Here is a 16,557-nt window from a genome sequence, read left to right as displayed (position 1 = left end):
GGATACGGATAGAGGGCCAACGCGTCGGCGGAGACTTCGAAGTCCCGAACCGTGTCGCCTTCAACGAATGTCCTCATCGGAGTCGCTTCCCATGATGGTGCGCCAACGCGGCGTCGTCGCACGAAGAACTCATCGTCGCCGGTGATGGCACCAAACCCGATGGATTCGACAACATCAGCAATCTTCACATTGGATGACGCTTCAATCCTGTCTTTGAGTTCACCCGCGCCACCGCCGGTGAGGGACCATGGAAAGCTCGTGTAGGTGCCACGGGGCATGTCAGCAACGGTGACGTAGGGCCCGTCGTAGCCCGGCGATTCGAGATGATTGACGATGTCTTGCCACACCAAACCCTCGGCCGGAACACTAGGTTGCCCAGGCTCGCCGCACACCCCCATGACGGCGCGGATGTCCTCGGCTTGCGGCTTCCGGGGACGGCCGACCAAGATCACTGTCGGTGTGCCGTGGCCAGGAATGTACGCACCAGACGTGTCGATGATGTGGGTGAGATCCACGTAGTCAGGAGAGACGCCGGTGTAAGACCCCGACAGGAACTTCTCGATGAGTTTCTTGCCGAACTCGCGCTTCATGAACGAGTTCGACGTGATCTGACCGACGTAGCCCGCCCCTCCACCGTTCGCGCGATTGGCCAGGCGGAACAGCAACTCCATGAAAGGCACCGATAGGGCGTACTTCATGTGACACGTCGAATACAGCGCACGGTACTTGTCGCGGAGCTTGGAGTCCGGAGGCTGGATGTAGGGCGGGTTTGCGACGACGACGTGGTACTGGTCGCCTTGCAGGATGCCCGCGTACTCGCGGAGGTCTTCGGAGTCGTAGGCGAAGTACTCGTCGTCTCCGAGGTCGAGCCCCGCGTTCGGGTTCACGCTGCCGAGCAGTGAGTCGCCGATCGCGAGGCGATACCGGAACGCGGGCGCGGCGACGAGGGTGCGGGTCCCCGCCGCCTTGATGGCGGCTACCGTGAGCCGGAACCGAGCGATCGCGATCGCGAACGGATTCAAGTCAACACCGTGAATGGAGTCCAGCGCCCGCTGCACCCGCTCACCCCGCTCGACGCCCGGTGCGGTCACCGCCCACGCGGCAACGAGCCGCTCGAACGCGCCCAGCAGGAAGTGTCCCGACCCGCACGCCGGGTCGATGAGCTTCAACCCGGTCAGCCCGAACTCCGCGATCGCCGGCGTCAGGGTCTGGTCGAGGATGAACTCTTCCACGAACACCGGTGTCTGCAGCAGCGCGTACGTCTTCTTCGCATAGTCGGAGAGGTCCTGATACAGGTCGCCGAGGAACCGGGTGTCGAGATCCGGGTCGCTGAAGTTGTGCACCAGCGCACCCTCCGGGGTCGTGCGGCGGAAGAACACCAGCAGCGCATCCGCCGCGGTCGCGGAGATCGGCGCGTGCCAGACGGGCGAGTGATCCGGATCCACCAGCGTGCGCCCCGCCGGGAGAGCCGCCAGCGTCCGGAACGCCTGCTGCAACCAATCCCGGCCCGTCATCGTCGGAGCCGCGGCGTAGAACGCCGCCTCGTTCTCGATCGCGCGTTCCAGCCCATCACCAGGCGCCGCGATCCACGGCACCGATGCACGGACACCGTCGAGTTCCGCGCCGACGAGAAGCGCGTTGTCTTCCGCGAATCGAATGAACACCGACGCCAGGATCCACGCCACCGCAGCCTGCGACACCTCACCATCACGCCACTGAATCCACGGCAACCCCGTACGCGCCCTGGCCTGGGCACGGCGATACCCATCGCGCAGACGGCCACCCCACGGGGTCGTCTCGTCCTCCGCTCGCAAACGCAGATCATCCTCCAGCGACTTCAGCACCCGCTTGAGATCGGCGAGCAGCTTTGGGGAATCGATCACTTCGTCAAGCCCTTCAGGATGGAACGGTCGGCCGCATCGGTGGCGGCGGAGCCAGCCGTCGTGAGTTCGATAATGGGCAGCCCCTCGAGGCTGAGTTCGAGCCATCCGTCCGCCCCGAACGGCATCGGCAGACCATCGAGATCCGGGGTGCGACCCGACGGCGGACGCGGCAGCAGGAACCACCGCGCGGCCGCCCTGGGCGTCGCGAGGTTCATGACGGTGGTGATGAGATCGTCGAGGCCTAGGCGAGCTAGTACGGCGGGGTTCACGAAGATCGTCGGGTCGGCCGACGCCAGCAGCTCCTCCCACACAGGCATGATCGCCTCGCGCGCGAGCCGTTCAAGGTTGCGCCGGTCGCTCGAGTCCAGAGGCGCGGCATCCGCTTCGAGTACCTTTGTCCACCGCGCTCGTTTCGCCTCGGCCGTCGTCTTAAGGGCAGTGAGCGCGACACCGGCGAGGTCTACGACAGTGAGCCCGTACTCGACGGCCAGCCGACTCGCTGTCACCACCATGCTCTGTCGCCGCGACGCGACCATGACGAGCCCGCTGCGATCCCGGATCGAGCCGCTGAGCCGGGCCGCGATAGCGGGGTCGCCGACCGACAGCCCGAAGGTCGTCGAGCTCKCGGTGTGCGACAACGACGACTCCTCGACGGTGCGCACCGCGTACTTGCCGGCCGCCTCCTGCCATTCGAGGTAGGGCATGGCCGTTCGCACCGGCGCATCGAGCGCGGGTCTGCGTGGGATCGGCGGCGCCTCCGGGAAGCGCGCCCGCACTCGCTGCTCGATCGTCCCGACCGCGAGCTCGCGCGTCGCCGCGCCCCGCAGCGCCAACTCCACCGCACGGTGCGGGTCGAGCTCGGCCCGGTACGCCTCCCCCATCGACGACAGTCGGCCCCTTGTCGAGAGCCCGACAGCGAGCTGCGTGACCCTGCTTTCAGGGACCCGCAGCTGCGGGGTGCCGTCGAGCAGCGCCTCACGCAGCCGCGTGGCGGGCACGATGTCGCTCTGCTCGAGAAGTCCGTCGACAGTCCCGCCGAGTCGGAGCAGCGACTCCACGTGCAGCTCGGCCTCGTCGAACGTGAGTCCCTCGTCGCCTTCAGGGGCGTACGCGACCACGGTTCGCGAGCGATCGCGCAGCGTTTGATAGACGAAGAACGGTTCTCTGGAGCGGGTGTCGAGTTCGAGGATCGCTCGAACTACGGCGGTCGCGGCATCCATCCGACGCTCGTCGGCCAGCGTCGACCCGTACTCGCGGAGCAACTTGCGCGCGAGCTCATCGAGCGTTGCGACGTTGTCGAGCTCGCGCAGCCATCGCGCGGCATCCTGTGTTGGGCCGCTGAGCGTGCCGTTCTTGCGGACGCGCTTGTAGCGCTCCTCCGAGGTCTCACCGGGCTTCGCTGAAATCGTGCCGATGTAGCTCTCGACCGAGCGACGGCCAGCCTGCGCGGGCGCTTCGGTCTGCGTCGTGGTCGGCGAGGCCAGACGTTGGCGCCACTCGCGCACGCGCGTGCTGATCTCGCGGCGCACCTGCTCGCCGAGGCCCCGGATCTGGTTGATCGACATCGGCGGAACACCCAACAGCTCGCCGACCGTACCGACCCGCAGCCGTGCGAGCGCCGACAGCGCCCGCGCGCTCAGCCCGGCATCGGCCAGCGTGGTCGCCATGGTCGCGGCGGCGGCCTTCTCGTCGTTCGCTTCGAGATCTTCAGCATCCGGCGCCGCGCCGGCGAGTGCGTCCGCCCACGCCTTGCGCATCGCGTCGAGGCTCGGATGCCGCTCATCCGCCTTCGGCGCGAGCGCCAGCCTGAAGAACGCGGTCAGCCCTTCGGCGACGCCGGGGTCGAACATGCTCGCCTGAACGACCGGAGCGTCGGAGCCCGATGAAGGTGCATCGCCCTGCTCCCACCAGATCGGATCGGCTGTGGCGAGTTCGAAAAGCGTCGCGGTGATCGCGAATCGCTCGGCTGCACTGTCGTACTGCATGCGTCCACCCGAACCAAGGTATGGGTCGAGATACGGGCGTGAGCCGGACTTGATGTTGGTAAGCGGCTCTTCGGCGAGCGAGAAGTCGAAGAGCGTGAGACGCGGCTTCCGCGAGCCGGGGTCAGGTTTCACCGCGAGGTTCGACGGCTTAATGTCGCGGTGGAATACGCCTTTCTCTTCCAGGTGCGCCACCAGGTCGAACAGATCTGCGCCGTAGCGGTCGAGTTGCTCGATCGTCGCGCGGCCCTCGATGCGGATCCGATCAGCAACCGTCTCCAGTCCCGCATCCGACATCAGCAGCGCCTGACGCGTGCTGACTTGCAGGGGCCCGTCGAGTCGCTTCACGATGCGCGGGTGATCCAGGCGGTCGATCACCTCGGCCTCGACAGCGAGTCGGGCGGCCGCCGAGTCATCCTTGGCCAGCTTGAGGATGACGTGCTCGTGGTCGAGCACATAGTCGGTGACCTCAAAGGCAACGCCGGTAGACCCCGCCCCGCGGCGCATGTGGATCTCGAAGCGTCCGTCGACGATGTCGCCGACTGCAGCGTCCAGCGGATCGCCCTGTGAAGGCTCGGGCTCGCTCCCGCGCCCGCGGCGCCGCGCCTCTTCGATATCGTTCTGGAACTCGCTGATGTCGATCGTGCGATGAACCTCGTCGAAGGTCGTGGCGCCCAGAATCGCGACGGCGTACTCATCCGAGATCTCGGGCATCAGTGCCCGTGCGTCGAGCCCAGTGGCGTCGGAGTTGACGAGCGCTTCCAGCGCAAGGATGTTCAGCGCCGGTGGCTTGTCTGTGAGGATGCGGATTGCCACGGCGCCCACTCCGTACACGTCGAGCGTCAGTGCCGACGCAGGAGTCGCCCCGCGCAGCGTCTCGGGTGCGAGATAGAGCATCGCACCTGACTCGACCGAACCCACGATGTCGGTCAGCCCGCGCGAGATCTCCGTCGCCGTGGTCGTGCCGGCATCCGGGCGGCGCGCCAAGTCCCAGTCGCGGATCCGGAGAGTGACCGCGCCGTCGGCGGTCGGCTTCGCCCGCACGCTCAGCGGGGACAGCGCCCGATGCGTGAGCCGTTGCCCATGGGCGAATCGCACAAGCTCGGCGAGTTCCTGAACAAGTCGCTCGCGGTCTTCGAAGACGAGGTCGTCGGTGTGCGAAGACAGGTAGTCGTCGAGGCTTAGTTCACCAGGGTCGTGCGGGAAGACGAGGGCCGGCCCTTCCTCAGGAGTCAGGAGCTCGGACGGCCCGATAATGCCAGGATGCGCGATGCCAAAAGTGAGGCGAAACTCCCGCTCGGCACGAGTGTCGATTGCTTGACGCGCCTCCCGCCCAGCCCCTTTTGGATACGGGAAGAGTCGAACGCGGTGTTTCGTTTTGGCGCGCGGATGAGTAACGAGAAAGTCCTGCCAGCCTGGGCCTTCCCCGAGTGGTACGCCTGAGTCGAGCGCATACTGGCCGATCATGCGCTGGCGCGCGCGCGGCATGAGCCCAGCCGCGTTCATCAGCGCATCGATGGCGTTCGCGCGCTGGCGATCGATCGGGTCGCGGGTCGAGGACTGCCGGATCAGCTCAGAGAAGTTCTTCAGCGCAGCACCGGTGCTACGCACATTGAAGCTGTCGAGCGTCCAGATCGACTCGGCACCGAACTGGTCAAGACGAACCCGTGAGTCTCGACCGTGTAGGACTACGGCCTCCGACACGAACGGGACAGTGCCGCGTGGCGCGTTCACTGACCGTGCCAGGTCCTTGAGGACGCTCGCGAGCCTCTTCGCCTTTGAGTTCGCGAGTATGCGCGGATTCCGCTCAACACGCCTTCCGTGGAACCAATCCTGCTGGTTGCCCGAGACCTCACCGTGCCACCCCTTGAGCTCAGTGACGACTAATCCACCGCGAGTCAGGATGAGAACATCGACCTCGTTCAGTCGACCGTCATTGTCGGTGAAAGTGACATTCGCCCACGCTCGGGCAATGCCGTCGTCAGGCAGCAGATCACGGACCTTGGCAAGCGCCTCGGCCTCTTGCGCCTGTGCAGCATCGCCCATCACGCGCCACAGCGGCGAATCAGTCCGCATCTATGCAGCACCCCCAACTAGGCAACCCCTCAACTGTATCCACGCGAAGCGACCTAGCCTGCCCTGATCGCCGGCGAAATCGCCCGCGCGGACTACGCCAGACTGGCCGCATGGTCAAGGTCATCGCCGTACACGGCGACATCACCGAGCAACATGTCGACGCCATCGTGAACGCGGCGAACCGTCAGATGCGTGGCGGGGGCGGAGTTGACGGCGCGATTCACAGCGCCGGCGGCCGCGCGATCCTCGACGACTGCATCGCGCGATTTCCGAACGGCCTTGGCACTGGGGATGCCGGGTGGACCACGGCTGGCGATCTACCTGCTATTTGGGTCGTTCATACGGTCGGACCGAATTACGCCGCTGGCGAGCAGGACCGATCGATCCTGGAGGCCTGTTACCGTCGAGCACTGTCAGTCGCCGATGAACTCGGCGCACGTAGCGTCGCCTTCCCGCTTATAGGCGCCGGCGTGTACGGATGGCCCATGAATGATGCGATCGCGGCCGCGATCGAGACGATCGCTACATCGTCGACCCGGGTCGAGGATGTCCGCCTCGTGGCGTTCAGTGAATACACCTATCGTCTCGTCCATGCTCAGGTGCTCAGGCAGTTCCCTCCAGAGACGGCCGACGACTCAATTGGTCGCCTCTTCCACCGCGTGCCCACATCCTGGGGATTCCGTGGGGACCCCTACCTGTGGCGTGCCCTTCGTGCGCACTTCGCGATGACACCGCTGCCGCCTGACTCGCGGGAACTCGAGAGTCTGATCCGATCAGYGGCCGAGGCGATGATCGGCGCCTCGCTTGTGCATATCGAGGATGCACTCTACGTTCCCGAATTCGACCCCGGCTACGGCATGTCGGCGGGTGGAGTCTCGCGGTTGTGGTGGAACAACACCGGCTTCCGGATCCTTATCGACCACTTCGAGGTGATCCTGCCTCTTCAATCGGACGGGGACGGGCTACGCGAGCCAGCCCCCTCCTCGTCTGACGGGCCCCGCGGACCGTCGTCGAGCAGCACCGTGSGGGTGCCTGGCTCGAGCGCGAGATAGTAGATCTATGAACGACTCGGTTCCACTCTTCAACGATGGCCTGGCTGAGACAGCGTCCCCGACCATCACCGCACCACTCATGATGACGCCGTCGCAACGGTCCGAGATTCGCGGATTGTTCGCTGAGCTCGAGATCAGCACTGCACCTGAGCAATTCGAAGTCGTCAAGGAGCTCACCGGCCACACCTTGAGCTCCGTCGGCGAACTAACGGCGGCCGCAGCGCAAATGCTTACCGCCCGGCTGAAGACCCGATTGGCGCGCCGCGGACGCACGTCCACGGGAAACTCTTGGGATGACCGCGAAGAGGACACCTGGATCGACCGACTGTGAACAGATCGGGGCGCCTCGTGGCGCTACGCGATGGCGCGCATTCCGGACGCACACCGTTGCCACTTCACGGACTATCAAGCACGCCGCTCACGTAAACTCGCAACGCCGGATCGCAGACGTACACGTAGGTTCCGAGCATCCCGCGGGTAAGCAGCACTCCATAGACGTTACGGATGTAATGCAGTAAGTCCTCGTCCGTGTAGACCCGTCCGAGCAACGGGTTGTTCTCCTTGCCCTTCTTGTCGCGATACGACTCGCGGTCAACGAAGAGTTCCCTGGACACCGGGTCGAAACGAAGGTCTGGGCCGATGATGACCCCGGCGTAATTGAGGTCGTAACCCTGCACGGTGTGGATGGAACCAACCTCATGGATCGACTGCGGTGAGTTGATCCAGTCCTTGTCGGTGCTGTTCCACCGCAGTGAGACACCGTCCAGCTCGATGTCGAATGCGGCCGGGTCGTTCTTGGTCTTCCAGTCCCACGCGTAGCCGGCGACGAGTCTCGCGAGCCCGTGCTCGACGTTCCGGTCGCGGGTGGCGCGCTCCATCTCGCCCAGATCGTCGAAGAATCGAATGTCATACTCACCGAAGTCAGGTCGCTGGCCGGCGACAACCTCACCCCTCAGCATCCTTCGAACAAAGTCGACGTAGTCAGCTCCAGCCTGAACTCGCATCTGAGTGGTCAGCCGATAGCGGCGGCCCTCGGCATCCGCGCCGCTCACCACCTCACGAAGCAGCTCCGCGGGGAGATCTGCAGGGCGGACGCTCTGCTCGCCATCCAGAAGCAGAATCTGATGACTGCTGCGGACTGTAATCCAGTCGAGCTGAGTCCTGGCCGGGTCGTCGGCGCCGAAGAGCTTCTCGTTGATGAGCTTGAAGTTCCGATTGAGCATGCCCGAAGACTGGTTCGCCCTCTGATTGAGCCGATGCGTCTCATCGACGATCAGCAGGTCGAAGTCCGCGTCCGACTTTCCGACATCGAACGGCGACAGCACCATTGCCTCGTGCAGCTTCGGCGTCTTCTTGAACACTCGACGGATCGACAGCCGGAGAGACTGCTGCGGGATGACGAGGCCCATGCGGAAACCCTGGAGAAGCGCGCGGTTCTCGGGCACGAAGAGCTCAGCGAAGACCGAGTCGGGCTCGACGTCGTCCGACTCGTCGTAGTCACGGATGTCGGCGATCAGCTTCATGAGGAAGATGCCGATGATCGTCTTGCCGGTGCCGGGGCTACCTTGAACGACGGCGGTCGAACGGGCGCCTCGCTGCAGGTCGATGAAGAGACCTTCGAGGATGTCCTCGACAGCGATCGCCTGATCTTGGGTCAGGGCCTTGAATGGTGAAAGCTTGAAGAGGTCGCTGTTCTCGATGGACGGGATGCTCCGCTGGAAGACTCCCTCACTGCGCAGCTGCTCGAAGATGTCGCGGAACGATGCGCGGTAGATGTCGCGGTCGTAATAGGCGGCATCCGTCATTCCCTCGTTGCCGTTCAGGACGGTGAACTGCCCATCACCGGCAAGCCAGCGGATCAGGTGCGATTCGAGGTCGAGGCACGCCGACTTGTTGAAGGTGTCATCAACGACGACCCGTACTGTCTGCAGTCCCGCCTTGCTTGCGCTGCCGAGATGCTGTCGCATCCTGGCGCCCGCGTTGACGGTCTCACCGACGTAGACCGATGCCCTGGCCGGGCCGCCATCGATGAGGTACACGACGGGCCAGTTCGAGTGCCGTCTATCGGTGCGCGCCCAGGCTGCGACCGAGTGCGAGTCGAATGACAGCCGCTCGACATCAAAGGGCGTCATACTTGGCGCTCCTGCCCCGCGACTTCTCGATGGGGTACTTCGCGCGGGACGTTTCGAGCTTTTGCAGGACGATGTCGTCCAGGTCGACGCCAAGTCGGTCGCCCATGAGGATGCAGTAGGTGAGGACATCCGCAAGCTCTTCGGCGGCGCGATCGTGGTCTGCATCGGCTGACCACTGGAAGCACTCGAGCAGCTCCGCGGCCTCGATAGAGATGCTCTTCGCGAGATTCTCGGGCGAGTGGAACTGTGCCCAATCTCGTTCCTCGCTGAACGCCAACACTGCTTGACGGGTTTGTTCGCTGACCACGTTGTGAAGCTATCAGCCGCCGTTCCGGCGGAGTCGACTGCTCGTCGAGCGCGACCGGGGGCGGGTCATCCTCAGGTGATGGCGGCGGAAGCACCTACACCGGATGCCGCAACGACAACGGCTCCGGAATGATCGACACGAAGGGACGCAGCTTCGCGCCGATCCCTTGCCCGTGACGCCAGCGGCATCAGGGACAACGATCGGCAGATCGCGTCACCCCTCAACGCCGCGCCCCGTCACATCCGCCCACAGTTCGAGCAGTCGCGTCTCCGCATCGATAGGCACCGAGTTGCCTGACTGGAATTGATACGCCCACGCAACCTGAGGCACGACGGCTTGGAGCATATCCGCGGGCACGACATCCGATTCCTCGAGCAGCGTGTCGAACTCCACGAGGACATACCGACGAGTCTTCCCAGGATCCGTGAAGTGGACGTCCTCGAACGGCTCTGACAGCACTCGACCGTGGCCGATGAGACCGCGGATCCTGCCCTGGCGCAAGAGCCAAGCATCCGCTCCGAGGGGCACTTCGCGACGGGCGCCGACCGACCAGCGACATACGTACCGAAACGCACGATCATGCATCGCGTCCGCGATCGCTTCGTATGGCGTGTCCCACCCGTCCCACTTGTCGCGGTTCCAACAGATGATCAGAGCGCTCATGCGTACACCGTGACACCATCGCGATTCCCGCGGCGAAGACGGCGCGGGACACAACGAGTCAGCGCTTGCCGCCGCCGAGGAGCCCCCCGAGCACATCGCCCAGGCCACCGCTGGAGCCGCCCGCGCCGCCACCGAGCAGCCCTCCGAGGATGTCGCCGAGGCCGCCGCCGGCCGATCCGCCGCCTGTCGATCCGCCAGCGCCAGATCGGCCAGCGCCAGACGCGCCACCCCCGCCGAGGAGCCCGCCGAGGATGTCACCGATCCCGCCGCCACCGCCGCCGTCGGTCTGCGCCCGGCCTGCCTGCTGCTTGTTCTGAGCCTTGCCTGCGAGGTAGCTCATCACAATCGGCGCGAGGATCGGCAGCAGCTTCACCACCGCTGCGCCGATGCCCCCGCCAGAGTTCGCGTGCAGCGCTTGGGCCACCTGGTCGGTGTTGCCGCCGAAGACGTTCCTTACGATCTTCTCGCCGTCGCCCTCGTCGACATCAGCGAGATTCACGCCGCCCTGCACGAGCTTCGGGTCATGCTGCGCGAGCGCCTCCTCGAGCGAGGCTGCACCGGCCGGGTCAGTCGCGTTCGCGCCCATACCGGCAACCAGCGTAGGCAGCGCCTTGTCAACCGCGCTCCGCGCCGTCGGCTCGTCCACGCCGAGCTTTGCGGCGATGTCGGCCATCGGCAGGTTGCCGATGATCTCGTCCAGTTCAGACATTGCGCTTCTCCCATCTGCAAGCCGCGTCGTCGCGGCGCGGGATCACGCTAGCCGCGCGAACTTCTTGCCAGAAGGGACTGGCGGACAGGCAGGGAGACGGCTATGGGACCTCAGACGTTGAACCTGAATTCCACGACGTCGTGCATGACATAGTCCTCGCCCTCGAGCCGCGCCTTGCCGCGATGACGGGCCTCGAGCACCGAGCCGGCGTCGACGAGATCCTCGAACGAGATCACCTCGGCCTTGATGAAGCCCTTCTCGAAGTCGGTGTGGATCACGCCGGCCGACTGCGGAGCCTTCCAGCCCTTGCCGATCGTCCAGGCACGCGCCTCCTTCGGACCCGCCGTCAGGTACGTCTGCAGCCCGAGCGTGTCGAACCCGATCCGGGCGAACTGGTTGATAGCCGGACTCCGCCGCCCGGCACGCCCTGACTACCAGTCGTCCTCCATGAAGGGCTTCCCCTGCCCGCCGTAGACCCGAAACCCTTGGGCACGGAGACGCTCAGCCGTGGCGCTCTCCCACTCGAGAGCCTCTTCCCGTGTCGCGAACGGGCTACCGCCCGGTGCGAGATCTGGTCGCAGTCCGAGCACGCGGTGTCGGCGGATCACGCGGGCGGAACCGCGACCGCGCTCGAGGTGCTTCTTGAGCCGCTGCTTCGGACTCAGCTCCGTCTCCCCGACATACACGACCCCCTCACCGGCGAACACGAAGCGACTCGAGTCGATCTCGATCACGTAGACGTGGAAGCGCTTGTCCACTCGCTGCTTCGGATTCTTGCTCATCGCTGTTCAAGCCGTGCAGGAATGGAGCCGCTGAGCATGGCGGGCGACGGCATCCGTCCTGGCGTCGTGAAGACCACGAATGATGAGGAGACCCACGATCCTGCGTCCAAACGAGGCCTCCTGACCGTCTGCAAGCAAGAGACTGCCACGCTCGCGGTCGCAGTGTCACACCCCCTCGCGATGCTGGGGTGACACGGAAGCGTGTCTATGTCGAAGGAGACACTCATGACAGATCCGGCACCCGCCGGGCAAGCCGTCGATCCGGGTGAAGACACTCCGGGCGACTTTCGAGGGCCCGAGCAGGCCGACTGGATGGGCATCACGCGCGTCCTCGGCGAGGCCGCGGCAGCGACCGCGCCGCTTTTCAAGCTGCCGAGGAGCGGTAAAGCCGCGCTCGTCGTCATCCTGCTTTGGTGGCCGATCCTTCTATCGATCCTCTTCATCGTCGCCACGACGATCGCCGCGTACCTCTTCGGCCTGGCAGTCACGACGGTCGGGATGTCGCGCCCGCTGCCGGAACGGAGGCGGACAGTCATCGCGCTCATGGCCTCGTCATGCATCGCGGCCGCTGTCGCAGTGGCGCTCTCCTCGTTGACCGTCGCGTCGCTCGAGTCGCCGCTCATCGTCGCGCTGGCGGCGGCGTCTGTCGGGTCCGCGCTCGTTGTCTGCATCATGCAGTTCCGGCGCTACCTGCAGCACTCCGACCGGTGGCAACCGCGCCGCGCACACGGGGCAACCCCTGCGTGACCCCTATGAGTGGTGCGCCGGTCAGAGGTTGAAGCTAACGCAACAACCTCCCGCCTCGCCTCACTCCCCGACGATCGAGCGTGGCTCGCGCGCCCCCGTGATGTTGTCGGCGTGCCGATGCACGACCTTCCATCCGTCGGGTTCGCGCCGGAAGATCGTGGTCACACGAAGCGCGACGGGCGACGCAATGTCGGCACCGCCCACCTTCACGTTCGTCCGCTCGATCTCGAGGATGTAGGCCAGATCAGCGGTCTCGCACTCCGAAATGCGCTCGAACCTCGTCGGTTCGCCGTCGCGGAGCACCGCCGCCGCTGCCGTTGCTGCGGCTGCCACCTGCGCCCAGCCGAGTGCCGGCGGTCCGAGGGGGTTTGCCAGCGTGGCGTCGTCGGCGCGCGAGTAGAGCGCCAGCTTCGGCCCGGCATCACCGTTGCAGAACGCGGTGGACGCCTGATGGTCCTGCTCGATCAGCCGTTCGAGATCCGGGTCGTTCATGGCACACCCCCGTCGCTGCAACGATCACGACGGTTGTACGCCGGATGCACTGCGACCGCAAGGCGGCAACGCGAATCCGGTCAGCCCTCGAGCACGCAACCCCCTACGGGATCACGACGACCGCGGCCGGGTCGTCCAGCCCATCGCGCAGTTCGACGCGTGACCACTTGATCGGAGCCGACGCGAAGATCGGCTCGAGCACGGCCCACATCTCGTCACGGTCGTTCCCGACGAAGTAAAGGTCGTACTGGTGCTCGCCCATCTCGTTGCCGTCGATCCATCCGGCTCCGGCCGCTCGCAGTGCGTCGTCAGCATCCATTTCGGTCTCGAGGAGGCTGTCCATCGCGTCGAGGTCGAGCCGATCGCCTGCGTCGCTGAAGGTCACGACCACCCAGTGATCCGGCTCGGCCCCTGACTGGTTGCCCGAGGCCGATGCCGCACACGCGGACAGACCGGCGAGAGCCGCGATCACCGCGATTGCGCCGACAACGCCGCGCACCGGCATCCCGATCCTCATGCCTGGCGCGTCAGACGTTGAACCTGAACTCCACGACGTCGCCGTCGTGCATGACGTAGTCCTTGCCTTCGAGCCGCGCCTTGCCGCGATGACGGGCCTCGAGCACCGAACCCGCGTCGACGAGGTCCTCGAACGAGATCACCTCGGCCTTGATGAAGCCCTTCTCGAAGTCGGTGTGGATCACGCCGGCCGCCTGCGGAGCCTTCCAGCCCTTGCCGATCGTCCAGGCGCGCGCCTCCTTCGGACCCGCCGTCAGGTACGTCTGCAGCCCGAGCGTGTCGAAGCCGATCCGGGCGAGCTGGTTGATGCCCGACTCCTCCTGACCGGTCGACGCGAGCAGCTCCGCGGCGTCTTCGGGATCGAGGTCGATGAGCTCCGACTCGATCTTCGCGTCGAGGAACACCGCGTGGGCAGGCGCGACGAGGGCTTCGAGCGAAGCGAGAGCCGCGGCATCCGTCAGCACCGCCTCATCCACGTTGAAGACGTAGATGTACGGCTTCGCGGTCATCAGACCGAGTTCCTTGATCGGCGCGAGATCGAGCTTGGCGTGCGAGAGGAGGATGCCGCGTTCCAGGGCATCCTTCGCCGCCACGGCCGCTTCGAGGGTCGAGGCATCCGCTCGCTTCGTCTTGACGTCCTTCTCGAGGCGCGGGATCGCCTTCTCGAGCGTCTGCAGATCGGCGAGCATGAGCTCGGCGTTGATGGTCTCAAGGTCGTTCTGCGGGTTGACCGCGCCCTCGACGTGCACCACGTCGTCGTCGGTGAATCCGCGCACGACCTGGGCGATCGCGTCGGCTTCGCGGATGTTCGCGAGGAACTGGTTGCCCAGCCCCTCACCTTCCGAAGCACCGCGCACGATGCCGGCGATGTCGACGAACGACACCGTCGCGGGCAGGATGCGCTCGGAGTGGAACACCTCCGCGAGCTTCACGAGCCGCGGATCCGGCAGGCTCACGACCCCGACATTCGGCTCGATCGTCGCGAACGGATAGTTCGCCGCGAGCACGTCATTCTTGGTCAGCGCGTTGAACAGGGTGGACTTGCCGACGTTGGGCAGGCCGACGATGCCGATAGTTAGAGCCACGTCTCCCAAGTCTACGTGTGGCGGATGCCGCTTCCCTGAGCCGTGGGGGCGTGGAGCGGATGCCGCTCCACGTCACGGACGGGTGTAGCGGAACGACGCCGTGACGAACGGCAGCTCGAGCACCGCGCGCGAGGAGGTCTCGGGATGCTCTTGGAGTACGCCGCGCACGGCGGAGATGACGTGCTCCTGCTCGGGAGCGGGCAGGAGACCGAAGTAGCTCCGAGACCGCACGTCGGCGAGGAGCCCATCGGGCGTGCACACGCGCATCCACTCCACGAACTGCCTCTCCGGCTCGCCGAATGGTGCACCGACGTCCGGGTCCTGCGTCTCGCCGCGGAAGTGATCCCCGTCGGCTCGCATGGCCTCGCCGAGCGCACGCACCCACGCAACACGCTCGTCGCGGAGATTCCAGATGAGGCCGAGACGACCACCTGGTCTCAGTACCCGCGCGACTTCGGTCGACGCCGCGGGCACGTCGACCCAATGCCACGCCTGCGCGAAGGTCACGACATCCGCGGAGCGGTCGGGCAGCGGCATCCGTTCACCCGACCCTCGCAGCGCGACCACCTCCGGCAGTGCGGTGCGCAGCTCTCCCAGCATCCGTTCCGAAGGTTCCACTGCGGTGACGGTCCGGTCTCTGCCCACCAGCAGTCGCGTGAAGAGGCCGGTGCCGGCGCCCACATCGACGACATCGCGGCCCGCGCCATCCAACAGCCACTCCACCGCGGCCCGCGGGTACGACGGCCGCGCGACGGCGTACAGGCTCGCCACGTCGTCGAAGTCTGCGGCGTCGCTCACGTCGTCACTCCGACCGGGTCGACGCGCCAGCGCATCAGCACGTTGCCGGACTCCTCCCACACGTGCGTGCCGAGGAGCTTCAGCGCGACGGGCGGTCGTTCATCGAACAGCGCGACTCCCCCGCCCGCGATCAGCGGGAAGGTCACCAGGTGCAGCTCATCGACGAGTCCCGCGTGGATCAGGTCGTTCCACAGCATCCTGCTGAGCAGGATCAGGATGCCGCGTCCCGCTGCTGCCTTCAGCTCTGCGACCTCGGCTCGGGCGTCGGCGATGCGCACGATGCGGGTGTTGGGGTGGGCTTGTGTGTCGGCCTCGGAGATGGTGTCGCTGACGACGATCTTCTCGATGGAGTGCATGAGCTCGGCGATCTCGCGGCGGATGGCCGTGGCATCCGGATTTCCGCGCACGCTCGCCCAGTACTCCACGTTTCCGAGGAACGACCGGCGGCCGGCGAGCACCAGGGTGTCGGATTCACGGAGGAGGCTGGCCGTGTAGTGGTCGTAGCTGTCGGCCCCGGCGTAGTCGGGATGGTGATGCTCGAAGAAGGAGCGGATGTCGTGGTCGTCGTCCTCGTAGCGGCCGTCGACGGTGACGAAGTTGCAGACGGTGAGCGTGCGCATGGGGGTCACGGTACTCCGGCGTGACCCGGCCGGTCCTGTCGGGCGAGCCGCGGGGGTCGGTTGACCGGGCGGGGTCACGGGACCGGGCGAGGCCCCCACGTCGTTGAGCGGGCGAGGCTCGCGGGTCGTTGAGCGAGCGAAGCGAGACGAAACGCCTCGAACCGTCGAGAGAGGAACGCGCACGCCCACCCGTCCGCCCGTCGTCCACACGGGTCGTTGAGCGAGCGAACCGAGACGAACGCCTAGAACCGCCTGGAGGAGCGCGCACTCGACATTGGGAACGCATATTCGAATGTATCCCCCGCCAATGTCGTAGGGGTGTTCTATTCTTGAATCATGCAGCTGGACCCCCTCATCGAACCCCCTGACCCCGAATGTCAGGATGCGTGGATGGGCGACGTCGATGGAGCGCCCGTGCCGGATGCCCTCGACGGGGTGCTCGAGATCGCGACGATGGAGGCGGTGTTGGCCGCGCAGAAGTTGCGGCGGGTCGACGTGATGCGCCGGGTGCTGCTGGTCGAGGCTGAGGGTCGCGGTTTCGGGATCACCGAGGTGATCGAGCGCGGGATCCGCTTGGAGCTCGCCATGGGGATGCGGATCACGGAGTACGCCGCCGGCCGGATGATCACGATGGCCGACGCGCTCGTGCACCAGTACCCGGCCGTCCTGGAATCACTGGCCAGCGGGCGGATCACCCTCAAGCACGCCGAGAT

The 16,557-nt window shown here is 65.8% G+C and carries 15 protein-coding genes and 3 pseudogenes; 4 read left to right on the top strand and 14 right to left on the bottom strand.

The window, feature by feature from the left end:
• The 3 genes and pseudogenes from pglX to AC1DVT_RS10375 form a co-directional block, all read right to left on the bottom strand.
• A partial coding sequence (pglX, locus tag AC1DVT_RS10385; RefSeq protein ID WP_477388719.1) for a BREX-2 system adenine-specific DNA-methyltransferase PglX occupies positions 1-1,883 on the bottom strand: 1,883 nt, incomplete at its 3' end.
• Positions 1,880-4,909 carry a protein kinase domain-containing protein gene (locus tag AC1DVT_RS10380; RefSeq protein ID WP_477388721.1) on the bottom strand — a complete coding sequence of 1,010 codons (3,030 nt, stop codon included), beginning with the start codon at positions 4,907-4,909 and terminating at the stop codon, positions 1,880-1,882. The genes pglX and AC1DVT_RS10380, both read right to left, overlap by 4 nt.
• 654 nt (positions 4,910-5,563) lie before the next feature.
• A pseudogene (locus tag AC1DVT_RS10375) lies at positions 5,564-5,911 on the bottom strand (nuclease-related domain-containing protein); the annotation flags it as partial.
• A gap of 140 nt (positions 5,912-6,051) precedes the next feature.
• Between AC1DVT_RS10375 and AC1DVT_RS10370 the strand changes: the two are divergent.
• Together AC1DVT_RS10370 and AC1DVT_RS10365 are read left to right on the top strand one after the other, a co-directional pair.
• The gene (locus AC1DVT_RS10370) at positions 6,052-6,993 is read left to right on the top strand and encodes a macro domain-containing protein (RefSeq protein WP_477388717.1); all 942 of its coding nucleotides are present in this window, start codon (positions 6,052-6,054) and stop codon (positions 6,991-6,993) included.
• A gap of 7 nt (positions 6,994-7,000) precedes the next feature.
• A complete protein-coding gene (locus tag AC1DVT_RS10365; RefSeq protein WP_477388715.1) occupies positions 7,001-7,324 on the top strand; it encodes a hypothetical protein in 324 nt (107 codons plus the stop codon).
• Positions 7,325-7,388: 64 nt separating this feature from the next.
• Here AC1DVT_RS10365 and AC1DVT_RS10360 read toward each other — a convergent pair whose 3' ends face one another.
• The 6 genes and pseudogenes from AC1DVT_RS10360 to AC1DVT_RS10335 all read right to left on the bottom strand — a co-directional run bounded on the left by AC1DVT_RS10360 (position 7,389) and on the right by AC1DVT_RS10335 (position 11,586).
• On the bottom strand, positions 7,389-9,125 hold the full coding sequence (locus AC1DVT_RS10360; protein WP_477388713.1) for a DNA/RNA helicase domain-containing protein: 1,737 nt from the start codon (positions 9,123-9,125) through the stop codon (positions 7,389-7,391).
• A complete protein-coding gene (locus AC1DVT_RS10355; protein ID WP_477388711.1) occupies positions 9,112-9,432 on the bottom strand; it encodes a nucleotide pyrophosphohydrolase in 321 nt (106 codons plus the stop codon). Before AC1DVT_RS10355 ends, AC1DVT_RS10360 begins: the two co-directional genes overlap by 14 nt.
• 213 nt (positions 9,433-9,645) lie before the next feature.
• A complete protein-coding gene (locus AC1DVT_RS10350) occupies positions 9,646-10,095 on the bottom strand; it encodes a hypothetical protein (protein WP_477388709.1) in 450 nt (149 codons plus the stop codon).
• A gap of 58 nt (positions 10,096-10,153) precedes the next feature.
• Positions 10,154-10,804: a DUF937 domain-containing protein gene (locus tag AC1DVT_RS10345; RefSeq protein WP_477388707.1), complete on the bottom strand. Its 651-nt coding sequence runs from the start codon at positions 10,802-10,804 to the stop codon at positions 10,154-10,156.
• 110 nt (positions 10,805-10,914) lie between these two features.
• Positions 10,915-11,199 (bottom strand): annotated as a pseudogene (locus AC1DVT_RS10340) (DUF933 domain-containing protein); the annotation flags it as partial.
• A gap of 36 nt (positions 11,200-11,235) precedes the next feature.
• The gene (locus tag AC1DVT_RS10335; RefSeq protein WP_477388705.1) at positions 11,236-11,586 is read right to left on the bottom strand and encodes a hypothetical protein; all 351 of its coding nucleotides are present in this window, start codon (positions 11,584-11,586) and stop codon (positions 11,236-11,238) included.
• A gap of 225 nt (positions 11,587-11,811) precedes the next feature.
• Here AC1DVT_RS10335 and AC1DVT_RS10330 point away from each other — a divergent pair, with 225 nt between their 5' ends.
• Entirely contained in the window at positions 11,812-12,333 is a 522-nt protein-coding gene (locus AC1DVT_RS10330) for a hypothetical protein (protein ID WP_477388703.1), read from the top strand.
• Positions 12,334-12,393: 60 nt separating this feature from the next.
• Here the strand turns inward: AC1DVT_RS10330 and AC1DVT_RS10325 are convergent, their stop codons facing one another.
• The 5 genes from AC1DVT_RS10325 to AC1DVT_RS10305 form a co-directional block, all read right to left on the bottom strand.
• Entirely contained in the window at positions 12,394-12,825 is a 432-nt protein-coding gene (locus AC1DVT_RS10325) for a YybH family protein (RefSeq protein ID WP_477388701.1), read from the bottom strand.
• Between the two features lie 103 nt (positions 12,826-12,928).
• The gene (locus AC1DVT_RS10320; protein ID WP_477388699.1) at positions 12,929-13,330 is read right to left on the bottom strand and encodes a hypothetical protein; all 402 of its coding nucleotides are present in this window, start codon (positions 13,328-13,330) and stop codon (positions 12,929-12,931) included.
• A 22-nt stretch (positions 13,331-13,352) separates the two neighbouring features.
• On the bottom strand, positions 13,353-14,426 hold the full coding sequence (gene ychF, locus AC1DVT_RS10315) for a redox-regulated ATPase YchF (protein ID WP_477388697.1): 1,074 nt from the start codon (positions 14,424-14,426) through the stop codon (positions 13,353-13,355).
• Between the two features lie 72 nt (positions 14,427-14,498).
• Positions 14,499-15,224 (bottom strand): class I SAM-dependent methyltransferase, encoded by a 726-nt coding sequence (locus AC1DVT_RS10310; RefSeq protein WP_477388695.1) that lies wholly within the window; start codon positions 15,222-15,224, stop codon positions 14,499-14,501.
• Positions 15,221-15,844, bottom strand: a complete 624-nt coding sequence (locus AC1DVT_RS10305; RefSeq protein WP_477388693.1) for a dihydrofolate reductase family protein — start codon at positions 15,842-15,844, stop codon at positions 15,221-15,223. The genes AC1DVT_RS10310 and AC1DVT_RS10305 overlap by 4 nt, the downstream gene beginning before the upstream one ends.
• A gap of 336 nt (positions 15,845-16,180) precedes the next feature.
• Between AC1DVT_RS10305 and AC1DVT_RS10300 the strand changes: the two are divergent.
• Positions 16,181-16,557: pseudogene (locus tag AC1DVT_RS10300) on the top strand (HNH endonuclease); the annotation flags it as partial.

This window comes from Microbacterium sp. P2_F9 (genome assembly GCF_056403635.1).
Note: the sequence above shows the minus strand (reverse complement) of the source record. Positions and strands in the feature narration are given on the sequence as shown.

Excerpts from the sequence above, each read along its gene's own strand:
- AC1DVT_RS10345 (WP_477388707.1), bottom strand. The coding sequence starts at position 10,804 with ATGTCTGAACTGGACGAGATCATCGGCAACCTGCCGATGGCCGACATC.
- AC1DVT_RS10335 (WP_477388705.1), bottom strand. The coding sequence starts at position 11,586 with ATGAGCAAGAATCCGAAGCAGCGAGTGGACAAGCGCTTCCACGTCTAC.
- AC1DVT_RS10350 (WP_477388709.1), bottom strand. The coding sequence starts at position 10,095 with ATGAGCGCTCTGATCATCTGTTGGAACCGCGACAAGTGGGACGGGTGG.
- AC1DVT_RS10305 (WP_477388693.1), bottom strand. The coding sequence starts at position 15,844 with ATGCGCACGCTCACCGTCTGCAACTTCGTCACCGTCGACGGCCGCTAC.
- AC1DVT_RS10320 (WP_477388699.1), bottom strand. The coding sequence starts at position 13,330 with ATGCCGGTGCGCGGCGTTGTCGGCGCAATCGCGGTGATCGCGGCTCTC.
- AC1DVT_RS10330 (WP_477388703.1), top strand. The coding sequence starts at position 11,812 with ATGACAGATCCGGCACCCGCCGGGCAAGCCGTCGATCCGGGTGAAGAC.
- AC1DVT_RS10360 (WP_477388713.1), bottom strand. The coding sequence starts at position 9,125 with ATGACGCCCTTTGATGTCGAGCGGCTGTCATTCGACTCGCACTCGGTC.
- AC1DVT_RS10325 (WP_477388701.1), bottom strand. The coding sequence starts at position 12,825 with ATGAACGACCCGGATCTCGAACGGCTGATCGAGCAGGACCATCAGGCG.
- AC1DVT_RS10365 (WP_477388715.1), top strand. The coding sequence starts at position 7,001 with ATGAACGACTCGGTTCCACTCTTCAACGATGGCCTGGCTGAGACAGCG.